Source organism: Sphingobium sp. WR1, assembly GCF_059693745.1.
Window position 1 is genome coordinate 37,606 of the sequence record NZ_JCATID010000026.1, and the last position, 17,083, is coordinate 54,688.

Here is a 17,083-nt window from a genome sequence, read left to right on the forward strand (position 1 = left end):
CCTCCGGCGATTTGCCGCACGGTCCTCCTTGCCCTGATGGCCTTTTCCTTCGCTGGCGCGGCTTTCGCGCACGGCGTCGCCGAGGGCGATCAGGGCTATATCGAACAGACGAGCGGGCCACAGATCGGCGCGTTCCTCTATCTCGGCGCCAAGCATATGGTGACGGGCTACGACCATCTGCTGTTCCTGTTCGGCGTGATCTTCTTCCTCTACCGGATGAAGGACATCGCCGCCTATGTGACGCTGTTCGCGATCGGTCACTCGACGACGCTGATCGCGGGCGTCCTCATGGGCACGAATGTCAGCGCCTATCTGGTCGATGCGATCATCGGCCTGTCGGTCGTTTACAAGGCGCTCGACAACCTCGGCGCGTTCCAGCGATGGTTCGGCGTCCAGCCCAATACCAAGGCGGCGGTGCTGATCTTCGGCCTGTTCCACGGCTTCGGCCTTGCGACCAAGCTACAAGACTTCTCGCTGTCCCCGGATGGGCTGATCGTCAATCTCCTCTCGTTCAATGTCGGCGTCGAGATCGGGCAGATCCTCGCGCTCGCCGCCATCCTTATCGTCATGGGCTACTGGCGGCGCACGCGCAGCTTTTCGGCCCATGCCTTCACCGCCAACGTCGTGCTGATGACCGCGGGCTTCGTGCTCACCGGCTATCAGCTCGCGGGCTTTGCTCTGGAAGGAGCCGCATCATGAACCAAGTTCCGCAACCCGGCATCGGGGAGTTGCCGAGCCTGCGCCAGCTCAACCGCGCGACCCTGATCGCTCTCGGAGCCGCCGCCGTCATTCTCGTGACGACCGTGCTTCCGGCCGAATATGGCGTCGATCCCACCGGCGTCGGCCGCTTGCTCGGGCTGACCGAGATGGGCAAGGTCAAGCGGGCGGAAGCCGCAAGCCATGCCGTCCCGGCGACGCCCGTGGCCGCAGCGCCCGCCGCATCCCCGGCGCCCGCGCTGAAGGCCGGGGAACCCGTCGAGGTGAAGCTGACGCTCGCTCCCAATGAAGGCCGTGAGGTCAAGGCGACCATGAAGGCGGGCGGCGAGTTCGACTATCGCTGGGCCACGGATGGCGCGGAGGTCCGTTTCGAGCTGCACGGCGAGCCGGCAGGCGCTGCGAGCGACGACTATACGAGCTATGAGAAAGGCAGCTCGGCTGGCGCATCGGGCAAGTTCCGCGCGCCCTTCGACGGCACGCATGGCTGGTATTGGAAGAACCGCACCGACCAGCCCGTCACCATCACCGTGACCGCAACCGGCGACTTCGAGAAGTTCGCCGCGCTTCCCTGAACCTCATTTCCAATCTGAAAAGGATATTTCCATGCGTATTGCTCTTATCGCTCTTGCCGCCTTCGCGCTCCATGCTGCCCCGGCGCTCGCCCATCCCGACCATGACGACGAGGAGCATGAGGCGCGCACCCCCCAGCAGACCGCCCGCGACAATGTGGTGCGGCTCATCAGCCAGGCGAAGCTGCCGGCGAGCTGGTCGAAGGCGACCGTTGCCGGCACGCGCGAGCGCACCAGCCAGGGTCAGCGCCAGACGATCGTGACCTTTCGCAACGAAGCCGAACCGAATGCGGCGCGCAAGCTGTTCCATGTCGTGCTGACGGCAGGCGGCCAGTTCGTCTTGGGCGACTTCCGCCAGCCTTGACCCTGCAAGGACGCCGGGGCCATCCCCCGGCGTCCGCTTTTCCGACTCCGCGATCCTATCGGATCGGCCAGTGCGGATGCAGTTCGTCGATCACGAATATATGGGCCGCGCGACCCTGCGGATGGCCTTCGGCGAGATGGGGATGGTCGGGCGGAAGGGCGGCGTGATCGTGCTCCACCACGTCGGCATCCTCCTTTGGCCAGATCAGGAACGCTAGTCCCACGCCGATCAGCGACAGCGCGGCGGCGACCGCGAACGCCAGGCCCATGCCACCCTGCGCGCCGGTCTGGCCAGCCAGCGGATAGGCGACGAGCCAGCACACATGGCTGAGCGCGAACTGCGCGGCGAACAGGGCGGGCCGATCCGCTTCGCCCGACGATCGTCGTAACAGGCGGCCGCCCGGCGTGATGCTCGCCGAATAGGCAATGCCGAGCACCGCCCACCCCGCGAGAATGACGCTCCAATAGCCGGGCGAGGCATGACCGCGCCATGAGAGAGCCAGCGCGGCCAGCGCGATGGTCATTGCCGAGGCCGCCGCAAGCATCACCGTGCGGTCGGGCAGCTTGTCGAGCAGGCGCGGCAGCAGCAGCGCGGCCAACATCGAGCCGCCGCCGAACGCGGCGAGCGTGATCGCCACCTCCCGTTGCCCCAACCCGAGCGCCGCCTGCACCAGCACCGGCGTATTGACGATCACCATCGCGCTCGCGGCGGCGGCGGCGAGCGTCACCGCCAGCAGCCCGCGCAGCCGGGGCGTCTTGAGATAGAGCCGGGCGCCGCGCGTGGTGTTGTCGTAGATGCCGCCTTTTGGCTTGGCGGCGGCAGCACGCGGCAGAACCGTCGTCAGGACCAGCAGCGCCGAGCAGGCAAAGCCGATCGCGGTGCCCGAAAACAGCCAGTGGAAGTTCATCACCGTCAGCAGCGCGGCGGCGAGCATCGGGCTGGTCAGGCTTTCCATGTCGTAAGCGAGGCGCGAGAGCGACAATGCGCTAGTATAGTCCTTCTCGTCGGGCAGCACGTCAGGAATGGTGGCCTGGAAGGTGGGCGTGAATCCGGCCGAGGCTGATTGCAGCACGAAGATCAGGAAATAGACCTGCCAGACCTGATCGACGAACGGCAGCGCCAGCGCGACCAGCCCACGGATCACGTCCATCGCGACAAGGAAGCTGCGGCGCGGCAAGCGGCTCGCATAGGCGCCGACGGCCGGGGCGACGCCGATATAGGCGATCATCTTGATCGCCATCGCCGTGCCGAGCACGGCCCCCGCATCGGCCCCGGCGATGTCATAGGCGAGCAGGCCGAGCGCGACCGTGGCGAGGCCGGTGCCGACCAGCGCGATTATCTGCGCCAGGAACAGGTGGCGGTAGGTGCGATTGGCGAGAACCGAGAGCATGGGCAATTCCTCAGACTGTCCGCTCCCATGCGCGATCGACGCATGGGAGCGGCATGGGTCAGTTTATGGCGGGCGCCATGTCCGGCGGCGTTCGCGTTTCGGGTTCGGCCCTGCGGCCATGCACGAGGCGATAGAGCGCGGGCAGGACCAGCAGCGTCAGCAGTGTCGAGGAGATGATGCCGCCGATCACAACTGTTGCGAGCGGCCGCTGCACTTCCGCGCCCGCGCCGACGTTGAACGCCATCGGCACGAACCCGAGGCTTGCCACCAGCGCGGTCATCAGCACGGGTCTCAGCCTGGTGAGGGCGCCTTCGCGGATCGCATCCTCAAGGCCGTTGCCACTGGCGCGGAGCTGCCGGATGAAGCTTAGCATCACCACGCCGTTCAGGACCGCCACGCCCGAGAGCGCGATGAACCCGACACCCGCCGAGATCGAGAGCGGCATACCCCGGATCAGCAGCGCCGCCACGCCGCCGGTCAGCGCCAGCGGCACGCCGGAGAAGACGATGGCGGAATCCCTGGCGGATCGGAACAGGCCGTAGAGCAAGCCGAAGATCAGCAGCAGCGCGGCGGGCACCACCAGGCGCAGCCGCTCGGCCGCCGAGATCAATTGCTCGAACGTACCGCCATAGCTCACCCAATAGCCGGAGGGGACTTCGACCTCGGCGTCCACCTTTTGCTGAAGCTCCTCGATGAACGAGCCGAGATCGCGCCCGCGCACGTTGGCGGTCACGACGACGCGGCGCTTGCCGTCCTCGCGGCTGATCTGGTTGGGTCCGATCACCACCTCGACCTTGGCGACATCGGCGAGCGGCACGAACCCGCGCGGGTTGGCGCCATTGCCTGCCAGCGGAATCCGCAAGCGCCCGATCTCGTCGGCCTTGCTCCTGATGTCCTCGGGCAATCGCACGATCACCGGGAAGCGCCGGTCGCCCTCGAATATCCGCCCGGCCTCCCGGCCGCCGATCGAGACCGCCACCACCTCCTGGATATCACCGATGTTGAGGCCGAGCCGCGCCAGCGCCGCCCGGTCGGGCGTGATCTGGAGGACGGGCAGCCCCGTAACCTGCTCGACGCTCACATCCTGCGCGCCCTCGATGCCGCTCACCACGCCTTCGACGGCCTGACCGATCTCCAACAACTGATCGAGATCGTCGCCGAACACCTTGATCGCGACATCGGCCCGGACGCCCGACAGCAGTTCGTTGAATCGCATCTGGATCGGCTGGGTGAACTCGTAATTGTTGCCGGGAATGGTCGCGGCGGCTTCCTGCATCTCGCGGACCAGCTCGGCCTTGGGCTTGCGCGGGTCCGACCATTCGCTGCGATCCTTGAGCATTATAAAGGTATCGGCGACCGAAGGGGGCATCGGATCGGTCGCCACTTCGGCGGTGCCGATCTTGGCGACGATCCGCTCGACCTCGGGGAACCGCTTCAATCGCGCTTCGAGCGTGGTCTGCATCTGGATCGCCTGGCTGAGACTTGTGCCGGGGATGCGCAGGGCGTGGAGCGCGATGTCGCCCTCGTCGAGATTGGGAACGAACTCCGATCCCATGCGCGTCGCGGCAAAGCCCGCGATGGCGACCAGCGCCACCGCGCCCGCGACGAACGCAACCCGGAGCCGCAGGGCGGCATCGAGCGCGGGCGCATAGACCTTGCGCGCCCAGCCCATCAGACGGCTTTCCTTCTCCTCAACCTTGCCGGTGACGAACAGCGCGACTGCCGCCGGCACGAAGCTCAGCGACAGGATCAGCGCGAAGGTCAGCGCCATGACGACGGTGATCGCCATCGGGTGGAACATTTTCCCCTCGACGCCGGTGAGCGCGAAGATCGGCACATAGACCAGAGCGATGATGAGCATCCCGAACAGCGACGGCCGGATGACCTCCGACGTCGCCGACGCGGCGAGCGCGAAGCGTTCCTCGCGTTTCAGCAGCCGCCCTAGCTGGTGCTGTGCCTCGCCGAACCGGCGCAGGCAGTTCTCGACGATGATGACCGCGCCATCGACGATCAGCCCGAAGTCGAGCGCGCCCAGGCTCATGAGATTGCCCGAGACGCCCGCGCGCACCATGCCGGTGATGGTCATCAGCATGGTAATCGGGATCACCGCCGCCGTGATGAGCGCCGCGCGGATATTGCCGAGCAGCAGGAACAGGACGACGATCACCAGCAGCGCACCTTCGAGCAGGTTCTTCTCGACGGTCCAGATCGCCCGTTCGACGAGATCGGTGCGATCGTAGATCGGCACGGCCTTCACGCCCGCCGGGAGCGCCCTGGCCGCTTCCTCGAGCCGCGCGGCGGCCGCGCGCGCGACGATCCGGCTGTTCTCACCAGCCAGCATGAACACGGTGCCGAGCACGACTTCCTGGCCGTTCTCGGTCGCCGCGCCGGTGCGCAGTTCTTCGCCCATGCCGACATCGGCGACATCGGCCACGCGGATCGGTATCCCGCCCCGATTGGTTACGATGATCGACTTGAGATCGTCGATGCCCGACGCCTGGCCCGGCACGCGGACCAGATATTGCTCGCCGTAGCGCTCGACATAGCCCGCGCCGACATTGGCGTTGTTGCGCCCCAATGCCTCGACAACATCGTTGAGAGTAAGCCCATAGGCCGAGAGCCGGTCAGGCAGCGGCGTCACATGATACTGTCGCTCATAGCCGCCGATGCTGTTGACCTCGGTGACGCCGGGGGTGTTCCTGAGCTGGGGCCGGATCACCCAATCCTGAAGCGTGCGCAGATCTTCGGGTGTATAGCGGCTCCCATCCGGCTTGCGGGCATTCGGCGCCGCTTCCAGCGTATACATGAAGATCTCGCCCAGCCCGGTGGCGATCGGCCCCATCTCGGGCGCGACGCCATCGGGAAGCTGGTCGCGCGCCGTCTGGAGCCGTTCGTTGATGAGCTGGCGCGCAAAGTAGATATTGGTGCCGTCCTCGAACACGGCCGTTACCTGGGAAAGACCGTAGCGCGAGATCGAGCGGGTATATTGCAGGCCCGGCAAACCGGCGATCGCGGTCTCGACCGGGAAGGTGACGCGCTGCTCGGCTTCGAGCGGCGAGAAGCCGGTCGCTTCGCTGTTGATCTGCACCTGGACGTTGGTGATGTCCGGCGTCGCGTCGATCGGCAGGCGCTGGAAGGCCCAGACGCCGATGCCGCAGAGCAGCGCGACAACGACCAGCACGGCCCAGCGGAAGCGGATCGCGGAGGCGACAATCTTTTCCAGAAGAGGTGGGCGTTCAAGCAAGGGCGTATGCTTGTGGGTGGCGGTCTCAGTGGTCATGGCTGGCCCCCGACTTGTCGATGTCGGCGCGGATCAGGAAAGCGCCGTCGGTCACATATTCGGTGCCGGGTTCGAGGCCGCCGAGCACTTCGGTCCATTCAGGCGTGCGCCGCCCGATCTCCAGCATCCGCACCTCGTAGGTGTTGCCGACCCTGGCATAGACCACCTCGAAATCGCGGAACCGCTGGATGGCCTTGGTCCTGACCGCGAGCGGCACTTGCGCTTCGGCCACGGCGAACGATCCCTCGACGCCCATGCCGGGGCGGAAGGTTCGCGACGCTTCGGGCGGCAGATGGACATGCGCCATCATCGTCTGGCTGGCGACGTCCGCGGTCGGCAGCACGGCTTCCACGGGCGCGTCGAGCTTCGCTTCGCCCGACAGGCTTCGCACGCTCACCCGCTGGCCCACGCGCACGCGCTCGGCGTCGCGGGGATAGACGAAGAACTCGGCATGGAGCTTCGTGGGATCGGCAACCACGAACAGCGCCCGGTCGCCGGTGGTGTCGCCGACATTGGCGTTCTTCTCGATGATGGTGCCGCTGATCGGCGCCGGCACCGCGTAGGTCTGGAGCGAATGGCTGGACTCGACGCGCAGGAGTGTCTGCCCCCGGCTGACCCGATCGCCCAGCTTGCCGGTCATCCAGACGATCTGGCCGGGAAGCCGGGCGCGGACATCGGCCTTGCCTTCGGGCGTGATCTCGATCCGCCCGCCCATGTCGATCAGCTCGGCAACGGTCGCGGAACCCGCGCGCTCGGTCTTGACGCCTCCGGCCCGCGCCGCCTCGGCCGAAATCGTCGTCCGGCCCTCATAGGAGGCGTAGGTCCAGTTGTGCGTGCGGCCGCCTTCGACCGCGCGCACCTTCACGTCGAACGAATGAGGCTCGATCACCACACCGCCGCCGCGCAGATAGTCCTCCTGCGGGGTGAAGGCAAAACGATCGACCTTGCCGCCAAGGCGCGACAGCTCGATCGCAAGCTGGACTTCGCCTGGCGGAATGGGCTTGTCTTTCCGGTAGGCATAGACGTGGAACTCGGGATCTACGCCATCCTCGAAGATGGTGATCTCGACCGCGAAATCGCCGTCGCGCAGCATTCGCCCGCGATGCGGCCCGCGTTCATAGTCGTCGGCGGCAGCGGCCGCCTTGGGTTCGGCCGCCTCCTTGGTGGCAGGGGACTCGCCGCATCCGGCGAGCAGGGAAAGAGCGAGCAGCGAGCCCGCGAAAAGGAAGGATCGTGTCATCAGCGGTTCTCCGCGCTGGCAAGGAGGGAGGCATGGCGACCGGTCAGCCGGTCGAGCCGGGCGCCATCGAGATGGAAGCGGCGCAGCAGCTCGACCCGGCGGGACCGGGCATCGACGACGGCCTGCTGGGCCTGGTTGACTTCGAGGAAGGTGAAGGCGGTGCCGCCGCGCGCGAAACCATCGCGCACCAGCACCACCGCGCGCTCCGCGCTCGGCAGAACCTCGCGTTCGATCCGGACGATCTCGGCGGCAAGGCTCGCCCGTTCGGCTGTCAGCCGGTCGATTTCACGCCGCACCTGCACCCGCGCGACGGCGATCTCGGCTTCGGCGGCCTGAGCTTCGGCATTGGCGCGCGCGACATTGCCGCGATTGGCGGCGCGGTTGCCGAGCGGGATCGAGCCGCCAACTATAATCGCCACGTCATTGCCTTGCCCGAAATGGCGAACGCCAACCCGCGCGGTCGGGTCGCCGGCATTGCCGGTCTCCGCAAGCCGCACGCGGGCACCGGCAGCGTCGCGCTCGGCGGCGAGCAGGGCGAGGTCGGGACTGTCCTCGGCCGCCGTCGCGCCGGGGGTAGCGATCCCGAACGGCGAGGGATCGAGACTGTAATCGGCCGTGCCGCCCCAGAAGGCAGCGAGACTGGCGCGGGCGATCCGCGCAGTCTCCCGCGCCTGATCGAGCGCGATGCGGGCTTGCGCCACGGCGGTCCTCGCCCGTTCGCCCGCGAACAGCGGATCGAGCGCGCGCCCGACACGGCGGCCGGTCTCCGCTTCCACGCGCTGGGCGGCGGCGAGGCGCTGTTCGGCAATAGAGATCACTGCTTCGGCTGCCAGCGCATCGACCCAGGCGGCTTGCACCTGGGCCAAGAGGTCGAGCATCCGTAGGCGGTTGCGCTCGACAGCGATGCCCAGGTCCGAGCGGGCCGCACCGATGCGGGCTTCGCGCTTGCCGCCGCGTTCCCACGTTCGCTCATACCAGGCGGTGGTCTGCGATCGTTCGAGCGGGGAATAGGGGCCGGTGCCCGCGAAATCCTCGACATCGACGCCGACGACATCGCGTGGCCGCACATCGGCTTGGGTAATGGCGGCATCGGCCGCACGGAGCCGCGCGGCGTTCGCTGCGACGGAAGGATCGCCGGATGCGACGCGCGACAGCGCATCCGACAGGCTGAGGGACTGCGCCGCGCCGATTGAAGGCGCGGACAGGGCGGCCAGCGCTGCGCCTATCGCAAGCGCGCGCCGCAAACGCGCCGGTCGGCGCGCAACGAGGATGGAAAGCATGACAAGAACGGCCTCACGAGCAGGCGTGGCAGATGCCGCGCCTCACATGACGCGGCGGCTCAGCTTGGGATCGCGAGGCTCTTGGGAGGTCGTTCGGGGCCGGGAATGCGCAGGCCTGGTGTCTGGTTATCCGGCGCAAGCCCGAGCAGTTCGCTGGACAAAGCGACTTGGACGGAATCCGCCGAGGCCGTCACCGGCACAGCCGAGCCGCCATCGCCATGATGGTGATGGCTGCCGGGTAGATGGTCGGACGGATCGTTGTCGCCGGGTTGGGGCACGTGATGATCGTCGGCATGGTCTTGTATGATGGAAGCATCGCTGAATAAGGAATGGTCGTGTTCGAACGAAACACCCGGCGCATGCTGGATCTTGTCGATAGACGTGGAAAGCGAGGCGCCAGCAAAGACGACGGCCAAGGCGATACAAAACATCGCCCAAAACCGGTTCGCCAGGAAGAGCCTCGAAATGCGCATGGATGGGGTTCTAGCCGGTGAAGGGCGGGGGCTCAATCAGTAACCGCTTCCAACGACATGGAATCAGCTTTGGCCAGCGAGATCGCGAGGTTCGGTTTGTTCGTTTGTCGATGCATGGGCGAATACGTTGCGTATCGCTCGATGCGCCGCTTCCAGCTTCGAGATCGTGAACCGGCGGGCCATTCGCTCTCGTGCGGCTTTGATCTGAGAGATAAAGGCGGAAGACCAGTGTCCGTCTGTCATCAGCAAGCGATCGAGCACGCCACGATCTGCTCTGGCAATGAACCGTTCGATCGCTGACGGTGCGTCAGGACCAAAAAGCGCGGCGCCTATCTCGGGATTGGTCTCGATGATGCCGCAAGCGGCGGCAAGCAGGCGCCGGCGCAGGAGCGGCGATGCGGCGGCGAGCGGGTTGAGAGTGTCGCTCGAATAGAATTGGAGGCCCATGTAACCGGGCGTCATCGCGTCGCACGCGAAATCGTTCAGCGGGATGTTCCGTGTCCTGCACCACCAATATTCGTCGTTTGGCGGCTTCCTGGTCAGGAGGCGGCAAATGCCTCGAACCTCGTTGAGGAGTTGGTCGGCCGACGTGAAGTTGAAGCGGAACTGGTCGGGGGTCCTACCCTTTATCGCGCCTATGCATTGCTGCTCGAACGCAATAACATGATCCCAGCAGAGCAGGGCGTCCTTCCCGGCATAAATGGCCGGGGCCGAGGTTCTTTCCATCGGTTGCCAGCAGGCATCGCAAATCATCCGCAGCGGACCGCGCGCGGGCATCGCAAATCGCCATGTCCGCGATCCGCAACCATTACAACGATCCTCCAGCGGCCAGCGGTGCCGATGGCAATAGCCCACAGCGGCCAGTACCCACTGACGCCGGACGTGCGCTGGCCGGTCGGATGCGAAATCTTCCGCGAGGCACCGGCTGCACCAACTGACGTGCAGCCGCGGCACCGGGATCAGCCCGGTAGAACCGGCTGAGCCCGGCGGGTGTTCCCAAGCCAGAAAATCGACCGGTAAGTAGGGATAGTGCTTCGCAAGACTATGTTCGACTAAGCGCGTCGCCGGCACGTTGAGGTCGTCGGCAGTCCCATTGAGCCAGGCTCTTGTCGGGCGAATATCCGGGTGGCGCCAGTCGCCCTTGCGATTTCGGACAGCCTTTGGCTCCGGTAGCGCTCGCCCTCGGCGGGAATGGCGCTGACGCGCGTGCCAGGACGTCAGCAGTTCGTCAGCGAAAGGATTTTCATGCCGCACGGCGCCGCAATGCCCGCTTGGCACTGGCGATGACCTGCATCGAGACGAGCGGGAGCAATAGCTGCTCATCATCGAAGCTGTCGGCGTCGATCATCTCGCGGCCGCTTCGGATCGCCGCGATCGCGACAGCCTCCATCAACCGGAAGATTCGGCCTGTCACGCCCTCACTCAATGCGATGACGCGCTGGCGGACCTCAGCTTCATCGAGCAGGGAAGGGCGGCGCAAGGGGAGCAGACCGGCGAAGCTCGCCATGAGCTGGCGCAGGGCGTGATCGTTGCGCCAGGGTGAAAGCTCGAATGCGGCGAAGCGGTCGGCGAGATTGGGATCGGTGAGGATCGCGATACGCGCATCTTCCGTGCCCGCGCACACGATCGGAATTCTGAGGTCGTTGGTCAGAAAGCGAATGGTGTTGAGAAAAATCCGCTGCTGGCGCGGCGAGCCCGCCAGCATCTTGTCGATTTCGTCCAGAACCAGCACCTTGGTCCCGAATTCCCCGAGGGTGCGACGGGCCAGAGAGCGCAGTGATCGCAGGGAGATATGGTCGAACTCGGAGTAGTTCATAGCCAGCATAAGCTCGGTGTAGAACTCTTCCTCGGTAGGCTGTGGCGGCATCTGGACCATGACGACCGGCATAATCGTAAGGCCGGCATTCTTATCGTACCGGGTTGCGTGCAGCTCTGCGAAGCGATTGAGGATCTCGCTCTTGCCCATGCCAGTGGAACCGAAAAGCAGGAGGCAGGGCATGCGGCCGCGCGGGGGATAGGTCAGCAGATCTTCGAGCCTGCCGAGCGCGGCTTCGGATTGTGGCAGCGATAGCCATCGATCGCGTCTCAGCCAGTCGATGCGTTCGTCGTCGGATAACCCTGCCTGCTCGCGATATGCCGGAAACAGATGATCGTAGAGGTCGGTCATAGTCGCTCCTCGATCTGGAATGGAACGATAGGCGCGCTATCCTCCGGCTCGGACGATACCGGCAAAGCCATTGAAGGAACTGCGGTGGCAGGAGGGAGGCCAGCCTCCAGCGCATAGGCGATGCGCTGGGCGGATTTTCGCGCAGCCTTGGTCTTGTGGGCCGCTTCGAGGACGATGCGCCGCTGCTCGTTCACCATGTCAAACAGCGATTGCTCGTCGACGGCCTGACGCCCGCGTTCGCGCAGTGCTCGCACCGCGAGGTCGTGCTCGAACTTCGTGATGGCAGGCCGCCGCCGATCACGGAGCGGAACCGTCAAATGCTCGGTATCGGACAGCTCGACGTAGACAGCCGAGAGGTTGAGCGGATTATACTTGATCGGGAGCTTGTGATCGCAGTTCGCGAGGAGGCCGGACAAACTGCCATGCCAGTAAAATGCATGGAACAGCTCGATACCCTCACGCCTGACCTTCCGCATCTCGAACGGGAGAAAGTTGAAGAGGAAGCGAGCGGGATCAGCCGGGAGCCGGAGCGGGTCAGCGCGGCTCCCGAGCCCGTCAGCCCAGGCCGTGAGCGGAGGAACGCCAAGCTCGCTGTGAATCGAGCCATGATAGACGCCGACCTCGAGTGTAAACCAGCGCTCGAACTCGCGCAGCGTCATGCAGGCTTGGCCCTCCGCGTCGTAGTCGCCTTTGGCCTGGATGTTTGAGAAGGTCGTACCCGGTAGGAGATGCACGGCGCCGACCGCGGTTCCGATCAAGCGTTCGATGTGGCCACCGTAGTGCGGCGTGCGCCGGGGGCGGTGCTTGAGGTCGATGCCATGCTGCTCACAGCCACGCTCGAGCGCCCTGGACCTAAACTCTGCGGCATTGTCGAGATGCAGAGTTTCGGGGATGCCAAAGACGGGATAGTCGAGATTGATCTCGCGTTCTTGAAGCCAGGCTGCCTTTGGCAGGACCGCATGGCGGATCGCCATGCCTACAGACGTAGCTGAGGGTTTCTCGAGCGAGATGTAGAAGCCCGGAATGACTCGGGTCGCTATGTCGATCTGGAGGGTGAGCGTTGGTCGGCCAAGCGGTTTGCGGAAATGCTCGTCGACGATGATGATATCGGCGGGTGTGTGGTCTATTTGTACGATCTGCAGCGGGTAGTCGGCAGTGTAAGATCGAATCACGGGTCGGTATCGATCAGACGCTGCCTTCGCGCCTTCGCGCGTTCTGGTGAGGCGTTCTCGGTCAATCGCGGCAACGCGCGCGGCGATGGTCTTGCGAGTGGGCGCGCGAAGGCCGCGTTCATAACAGGCATGCCGGATGTCGCGCTGCAATCTCGCGAGGGTCGGTTTGGGGCGCGTCAAGTAGAACCGTTCGATTTCGGAGGCGATCACTTGGTCGATCTCCGGCGCCAGTCGGCGACGCCCTTTGGGAAAACCTTCGGGCCGATCGACGAGGGAGCTGGTAACGGGCTCAGCGCGATAGCGGGCGACAAGCTCAAAGACGCGCGACCTGCTCAGGCCCAGCTCCGCGCTCGCGTTCAACATCGCAGCGCGGGTAATCTTGGGCAGGCTGGCGAGTGCACGAATAGCCGGCTCGCGATTGCAAGCAATGCTCCAGGCTGTAGAATCCGCTCTCGTAAGAGCTGTGCCCGTTTCGGCCATGACCTATCCCCGATCTTGCCAGGGACTCGTGTTGCCGGGTCCACCGGTATTGTATCAGAAACGGGATGGACGGGCGAGAGTCCGGAGGTATTTGGGATAGATGAAGATTGAAAAGCCTGGCAATTTCGGTCTGTCCGTTTGGTCAAACTGACAAGCGCGGCTGAGGAGCGAGGCGCGTCGTGAGCACCGAAACCGCCCGGGAAGGGCCAGAAATCCCCGTAGCGCCGCCTGAGGCTGTCCTGCCGGCCGTCAGGGCGCCGGCCGACCTTGCGTGGACGATCGTGCAGATGCGCGCCGGCGAGCGCATCACCGTCAACGAGGGCCTGATCGCCGCCTATCAGGCCGCTTCATCGCCCCATAGCATCCGTGCGCTCAAGTCCGACGTCGAGGCGTTCGATGCGTGGTGTAGGCGCAACAACCGGATCGCGCTGCCGGCCACGCCCGAGACCGTGGCCGATTATCTCGACGCGCGGGCCGGGAAGGGGAGCCGGCCGGCCTCGCTATCCCGCTACAAGGCGTCGATCGCCAAGATCCACCAGCTGCTCGAGCTCAAGGATCCGACGCCGGCGCCGCTGGTGAAGCTGCGGCTCCAGACGGTGCGCCGCGAGAAGGGGGCTGCGCAGAAGCAGGCGCGGCCGCTGCGGTTCAAGGGCCCGGTGCGCGACGTCGAGCGCGACAAGGCGCGGGGGCTCAACATCCGCGCGCTGCTCGAGAGTTGTGGCGAGGATCTGCCGGGGCTGCGTGATCGGGCGCTGCTATCGGCCGCTTATGACACCGGGCTGCGCGCCTCCGAACTGGTGGCGGTCGCCATTGAGCATATTGAGGAGGCGATCGATCCCGAAGCGCGGCTGCTGCAGATTCTGCGTCATAAGGGCGATCAAGACGGGGAGGGGGCGACCGCCTACCTCAGCCCGCGCACCGTCGCGGCGATCGCGGCGTGGACCGAAGCGGCGGGGATCACGACAGGGCCGCTGTTCCGGCGGGTGCAGGTGCGGCGCTACAAGGCGCGGGCAGCCGTGCGCGGTCGGCCGATCGACAGCATCTCGGGCCGGGAGACGTGGGATCTGCGCAAGACGCTGTCCAAGCCGGCGGTGAAGGCGCGCGTCGAATATGACATCGGCACCGTGGCGCTGCACCCGGGCTCGATCGGACCAATCTTTCGGTCGATCATCGGCCGCGCGTTCGACCGTGGCGCGCTGCCCGATTTGACGGCGGACGATCTGGCGCGGTTGCTGAAGGGGATCAGTGCGCACTCGACGCGGATCGGGCTCAATCAGGACCTGTTCGCCAGCGGGGAGGATTTGGCCGGCATCATGGACGCGCTGCGGTGGAAGTCGCCGCGGATGCCGCTCGCTTATAATCGCAATCTCGCGGCAGAGCAGGGGGCGGCGGGGCGCCTTATGGCGAAGATTGGCTAGTCATGACGGCCTAAATAGGTCTTTGGATGATGCCGTGCGACCACACGACGGCGGCAGGTAGATCGAGGGATTTGCGCAGCGGCAAGAACCGGAGAAGGGAGGCTGAGCCCCCGGGGTCTTGAGCTACAACGTTAAGCCTAAGAAACGGGCAGGGGCCTGGTAGCGCGTAGTGTATGAGCGAAGCCACCATCGCTCAAACTCATCAGCACAGTCCAATTTCGAAGAGGAAACAAGAAAGTGGTTCCGGAAACGGTATGGATCTTATCCTGTGTAAACGCTCGCGCTAAATGGCGGCGTTCTGATCGCGCTATTTGTCAGTTGCCGGGTCCGATGACGAGGCAATCGCGCGCGGCCTGAACGATGTCAGCGGTGACCTCCTCGACGCGGTTGAGGGTCATGATCCGCCGCATCTGCGCGAACAGGCGCTCCATGAGCCGGAAGTTGCCGCGCGTGATGCGGATCACGGCTGCCTGCGCTTCGATCGCGTCGAGTTGGGCCGGGTCGAAGCTGATCCCGAAATCGCCGGCGTGGGTCGCGAGCAGCAGCCGCATTTCGGTTTCGGTAAGCGGTTTGAACTCGTGGACGAAGCCGATCCGCGAGTAGAGCTGGGCATAGCGGGCGAGGCGCTTCTCCAAGCCCGGCATACCCATCAGGATCAGCCCGAAGCCGTGGCGATCGGCCATGTCGCGGAGATGTTCGAGCGACTTTATGGTCAGGCGGTCGGCCTCGTCGACGATGACGAGGGGGCAGGCGATGCGGGCGGCGTCATGGGTGATTTCGTCCTGCGAGCCGCCCGCGACCGTCAGCCGGGCATAGCCCAGCTTAATGAGGTTGAGGCCCAACACCGCGTCGATCGTCTTGGGCGTGTTGCTGACCGACACGGTGTAGAAGACGGCGCGGCAGCGAGCGACCTTTTCGCCAAGGAGCGCGGCAATGGGACGGAGCGCGGCATATTCCCCCAGGTCGGGGAAGCTGGAAAACTCGCGCGCCGATCGCGTCTTTCCGACGCCCGGCCGGCCATGACACACGCCGATATAGCGGTAGTGCGCGCAGGCTTCGGCAAACTCGACGAACCGGGCATGTTCGCGGGTCGCCAGGAACGGCTGCTCGACCAGGAACTCAATCGTCAGCGGCGTAGAGCCGGAGCCCTCGGTAGGTGGTGGGCCGGGAAGCCGTATCCTCTTGGTCGCCATCGAAGGTCTCCGTGGGGGCAGGCACCTGCTTGTCGCGCTCCTTCGCGCCGCGCCGGGCGCGCTGGATCGCGCGCAACGACGGGTGCCCAGCGTGCTCGGAGCTGAGCGCACGGCAGACGAACCGGCCCTGGTGGTAGACGTGGATCTCGGTCAGGTCGCGGGGGTCATAGACCGCCTCGACCTGCTCGCCGACGAAGGCCGCGAGCGTGGGTTCGACATAGCGCCTGCCCATCAGACGGATGCCGTCGCGCAGCACTTTACGGGGCTTGGGCACGTGCACGAGCAGCATGTCGAGCTGTTCAAGGCTGTCGGGCATTGCGGGCAGGAACCCGCCCTTCTGCCAGCGCGTGATCGGCGGTTCGCCGGTGCTGCCATGCGGGCGACGATGATAGACGCCGCACACGAACGCCTCGAAGCGGGCGCGCAGCTCGTCGAGCGTGAGCACTGGCGCCGACAGCGGCTTGCCCGCGATCAGGTGGCCGGGCAGGTCGGGCAGGAACATGTCGTTGATGGTGCGGAACAGCCGCTCGATCTTGCCGCGCCCGCGAGGACGCCCCGGCAGCGAATGGATGAGGCGGATTTTGAGGGCGATGCACGCCTGCTCGATATGCTCGGAGATGAAATCCGAGCCGTTGTCGACGTAAAGCTGTTCGGGAATGCCGCTGACGATCCATTCGGGATTGGGCTTGCGCCAGATCGCCTGCCGCAAGGCGAGCGCCGTGTTGAGGGCACTGGGGGCATCGAGGCTGAGGAAGTAACCGGCGATGGCTCGGCTGTGATCGTCAACGATGACGGTCAGCCAAGGACGCACCGGGGTTCCGGCATCATCGAGCACGAGAATGTCGAGAACGGTATGATCGGCCTGCCACATCTCGTTCGAGGTCGCGGCTTCGCGCCGATGCACTAGCTCGTGCTGGTCGCGGTAGACGGCCGGATCGGAGGCTGCGGCGATCTGGCTTGCCGGTATCGCCCTGACGACACGCGCGACGGCCGCATAGCTGGGGGTTCGGTGTCCATGCGCGATGGCGAGTTCCTGCACCTTTCGGTGAATGGCGGCGACCGGGGGTCGCGGGCGCTTGGTGGCGAGAGTGCGGGTCAGTTCGACCAGATGTTCCGGCAGGTGCAGCCTGCCCCGATCGTTGCGCGGCAGACGCGCGAGACCGGCAAGTCCTTCGGCACGGTAGCGCCCGAGCCAGCGCTGCAACGTCCGCTCGCTCAGCGTGCCGGTGCGGGCGAGGTCCGCGAGCGGGATGCCATCGGCGAGGTGCGGTTCAAGGACGCGGTAGCGCTCGATCGCCAGCGGCGGGACAAGCGCCGGATGCGTCACCGCCGACGGTCCG

General features: G+C 65.6%; 14 protein-coding genes. 4 read left to right on the forward strand and 10 right to left on the reverse strand.

Annotation, left to right across the window (positions count from 1 at the left end):
• Nucleotides 1-36: 36 nt before the first annotated feature.
• From AC58EF_RS23235 to AC58EF_RS23245, 3 genes are read left to right on the forward strand one after another with little or no spacing between them, the layout of a single operon-like run.
• Nucleotides 37-699 carry a HupE/UreJ family protein gene (locus AC58EF_RS23235; protein ID WP_016744732.1) on the forward strand — a complete coding sequence of 221 codons (663 nt, stop codon included), beginning with the start codon at nt 37-39 and terminating at the stop codon, nt 697-699.
• On the forward strand, nt 696-1,289 hold the full coding sequence (locus AC58EF_RS23240) for a hypothetical protein (RefSeq protein ID WP_029548568.1): 594 nt from the start codon (nt 696-698) through the stop codon (nt 1,287-1,289). The genes AC58EF_RS23235 and AC58EF_RS23240 overlap by 4 nt, the downstream gene beginning before the upstream one ends.
• A gap of 31 nt (nt 1,290-1,320) precedes the next feature.
• Complete coding sequence (locus AC58EF_RS23245) at nt 1,321-1,650, forward strand: DUF6488 family protein (protein ID WP_016744734.1); 330 nt, start codon at nt 1,321-1,323, stop codon at nt 1,648-1,650.
• Nucleotides 1,651-1,705: 55 nt separating this feature from the next.
• Here the strand turns inward: AC58EF_RS23245 and AC58EF_RS23250 are convergent, their stop codons facing one another.
• From AC58EF_RS23250 to AC58EF_RS23285, 8 genes are all read right to left on the reverse strand, one after another.
• Entirely contained in the window at nt 1,706-3,040 is a 1,335-nt protein-coding gene (locus AC58EF_RS23250; protein WP_016744735.1) for an MFS transporter, read from the reverse strand.
• 58 nt (nt 3,041-3,098) lie between these two features.
• Nucleotides 3,099-6,320 carry an efflux RND transporter permease subunit gene (locus AC58EF_RS23255; protein ID WP_497278859.1) on the reverse strand — a complete coding sequence of 1,074 codons (3,222 nt, stop codon included), beginning with the start codon at nt 6,318-6,320 and terminating at the stop codon, nt 3,099-3,101.
• Complete coding sequence (locus tag AC58EF_RS23260; protein ID WP_016744737.1) at nt 6,310-7,560, reverse strand: efflux RND transporter periplasmic adaptor subunit; 1,251 nt, start codon at nt 7,558-7,560, stop codon at nt 6,310-6,312. Before AC58EF_RS23260 ends, AC58EF_RS23255 begins: the two co-directional genes overlap by 11 nt.
• The gene (locus AC58EF_RS23265) at nt 7,560-8,840 is read right to left on the reverse strand and encodes a TolC family protein (RefSeq protein ID WP_029548569.1); all 1,281 of its coding nucleotides are present in this window, start codon (nt 8,838-8,840) and stop codon (nt 7,560-7,562) included. The genes AC58EF_RS23260 and AC58EF_RS23265 overlap by 1 nt, the downstream gene beginning before the upstream one ends.
• 59 nt (nt 8,841-8,899) lie before the next feature.
• Nucleotides 8,900-9,313: a hypothetical protein gene (locus tag AC58EF_RS23270; protein WP_020372088.1), complete on the reverse strand. Its 414-nt coding sequence runs from the start codon at nt 9,311-9,313 to the stop codon at nt 8,900-8,902.
• 63 nt (nt 9,314-9,376) lie between these two features.
• The gene (locus AC58EF_RS23275; RefSeq protein WP_081492175.1) at nt 9,377-10,639 is read right to left on the reverse strand and encodes a TniQ family protein; all 1,263 of its coding nucleotides are present in this window, start codon (nt 10,637-10,639) and stop codon (nt 9,377-9,379) included.
• Nucleotides 10,557-11,480, reverse strand: a complete 924-nt coding sequence (locus AC58EF_RS23280; RefSeq protein ID WP_016744740.1) for a TniB family NTP-binding protein — start codon at nt 11,478-11,480, stop codon at nt 10,557-10,559. The genes AC58EF_RS23275 and AC58EF_RS23280 overlap by 83 nt, the downstream gene beginning before the upstream one ends.
• The gene (locus AC58EF_RS23285) at nt 11,477-13,132 is read right to left on the reverse strand and encodes a TnsB C-terminal domain-containing protein (RefSeq protein ID WP_046765589.1); all 1,656 of its coding nucleotides are present in this window, start codon (nt 13,130-13,132) and stop codon (nt 11,477-11,479) included. Before AC58EF_RS23285 ends, AC58EF_RS23280 begins: the two co-directional genes overlap by 4 nt.
• A gap of 179 nt (nt 13,133-13,311) precedes the next feature.
• On the opposite strand from AC58EF_RS23285, the gene AC58EF_RS23290 reads away from it, so the two are divergent.
• The gene (locus AC58EF_RS23290) at nt 13,312-14,550 is read left to right on the forward strand and encodes a site-specific integrase (protein ID WP_013039113.1); all 1,239 of its coding nucleotides are present in this window, start codon (nt 13,312-13,314) and stop codon (nt 14,548-14,550) included.
• Between the two features lie 314 nt (nt 14,551-14,864).
• Here the strand turns inward: AC58EF_RS23290 and AC58EF_RS23295 are convergent, their stop codons facing one another.
• Complete coding sequence (locus AC58EF_RS23295) at nt 14,865-15,743, reverse strand: AAA family ATPase (RefSeq protein WP_009824028.1); 879 nt, start codon at nt 15,741-15,743, stop codon at nt 14,865-14,867.
• Nucleotides 15,670-17,070 (reverse strand): TnsB C-terminal domain-containing protein, encoded by a 1,401-nt coding sequence (locus AC58EF_RS23300; protein ID WP_004212864.1) that lies wholly within the window; start codon nt 17,068-17,070, stop codon nt 15,670-15,672. Before AC58EF_RS23300 ends, AC58EF_RS23295 begins: the two co-directional genes overlap by 74 nt.
• Nucleotides 17,071-17,083: the final 13 nt, after the last annotated feature.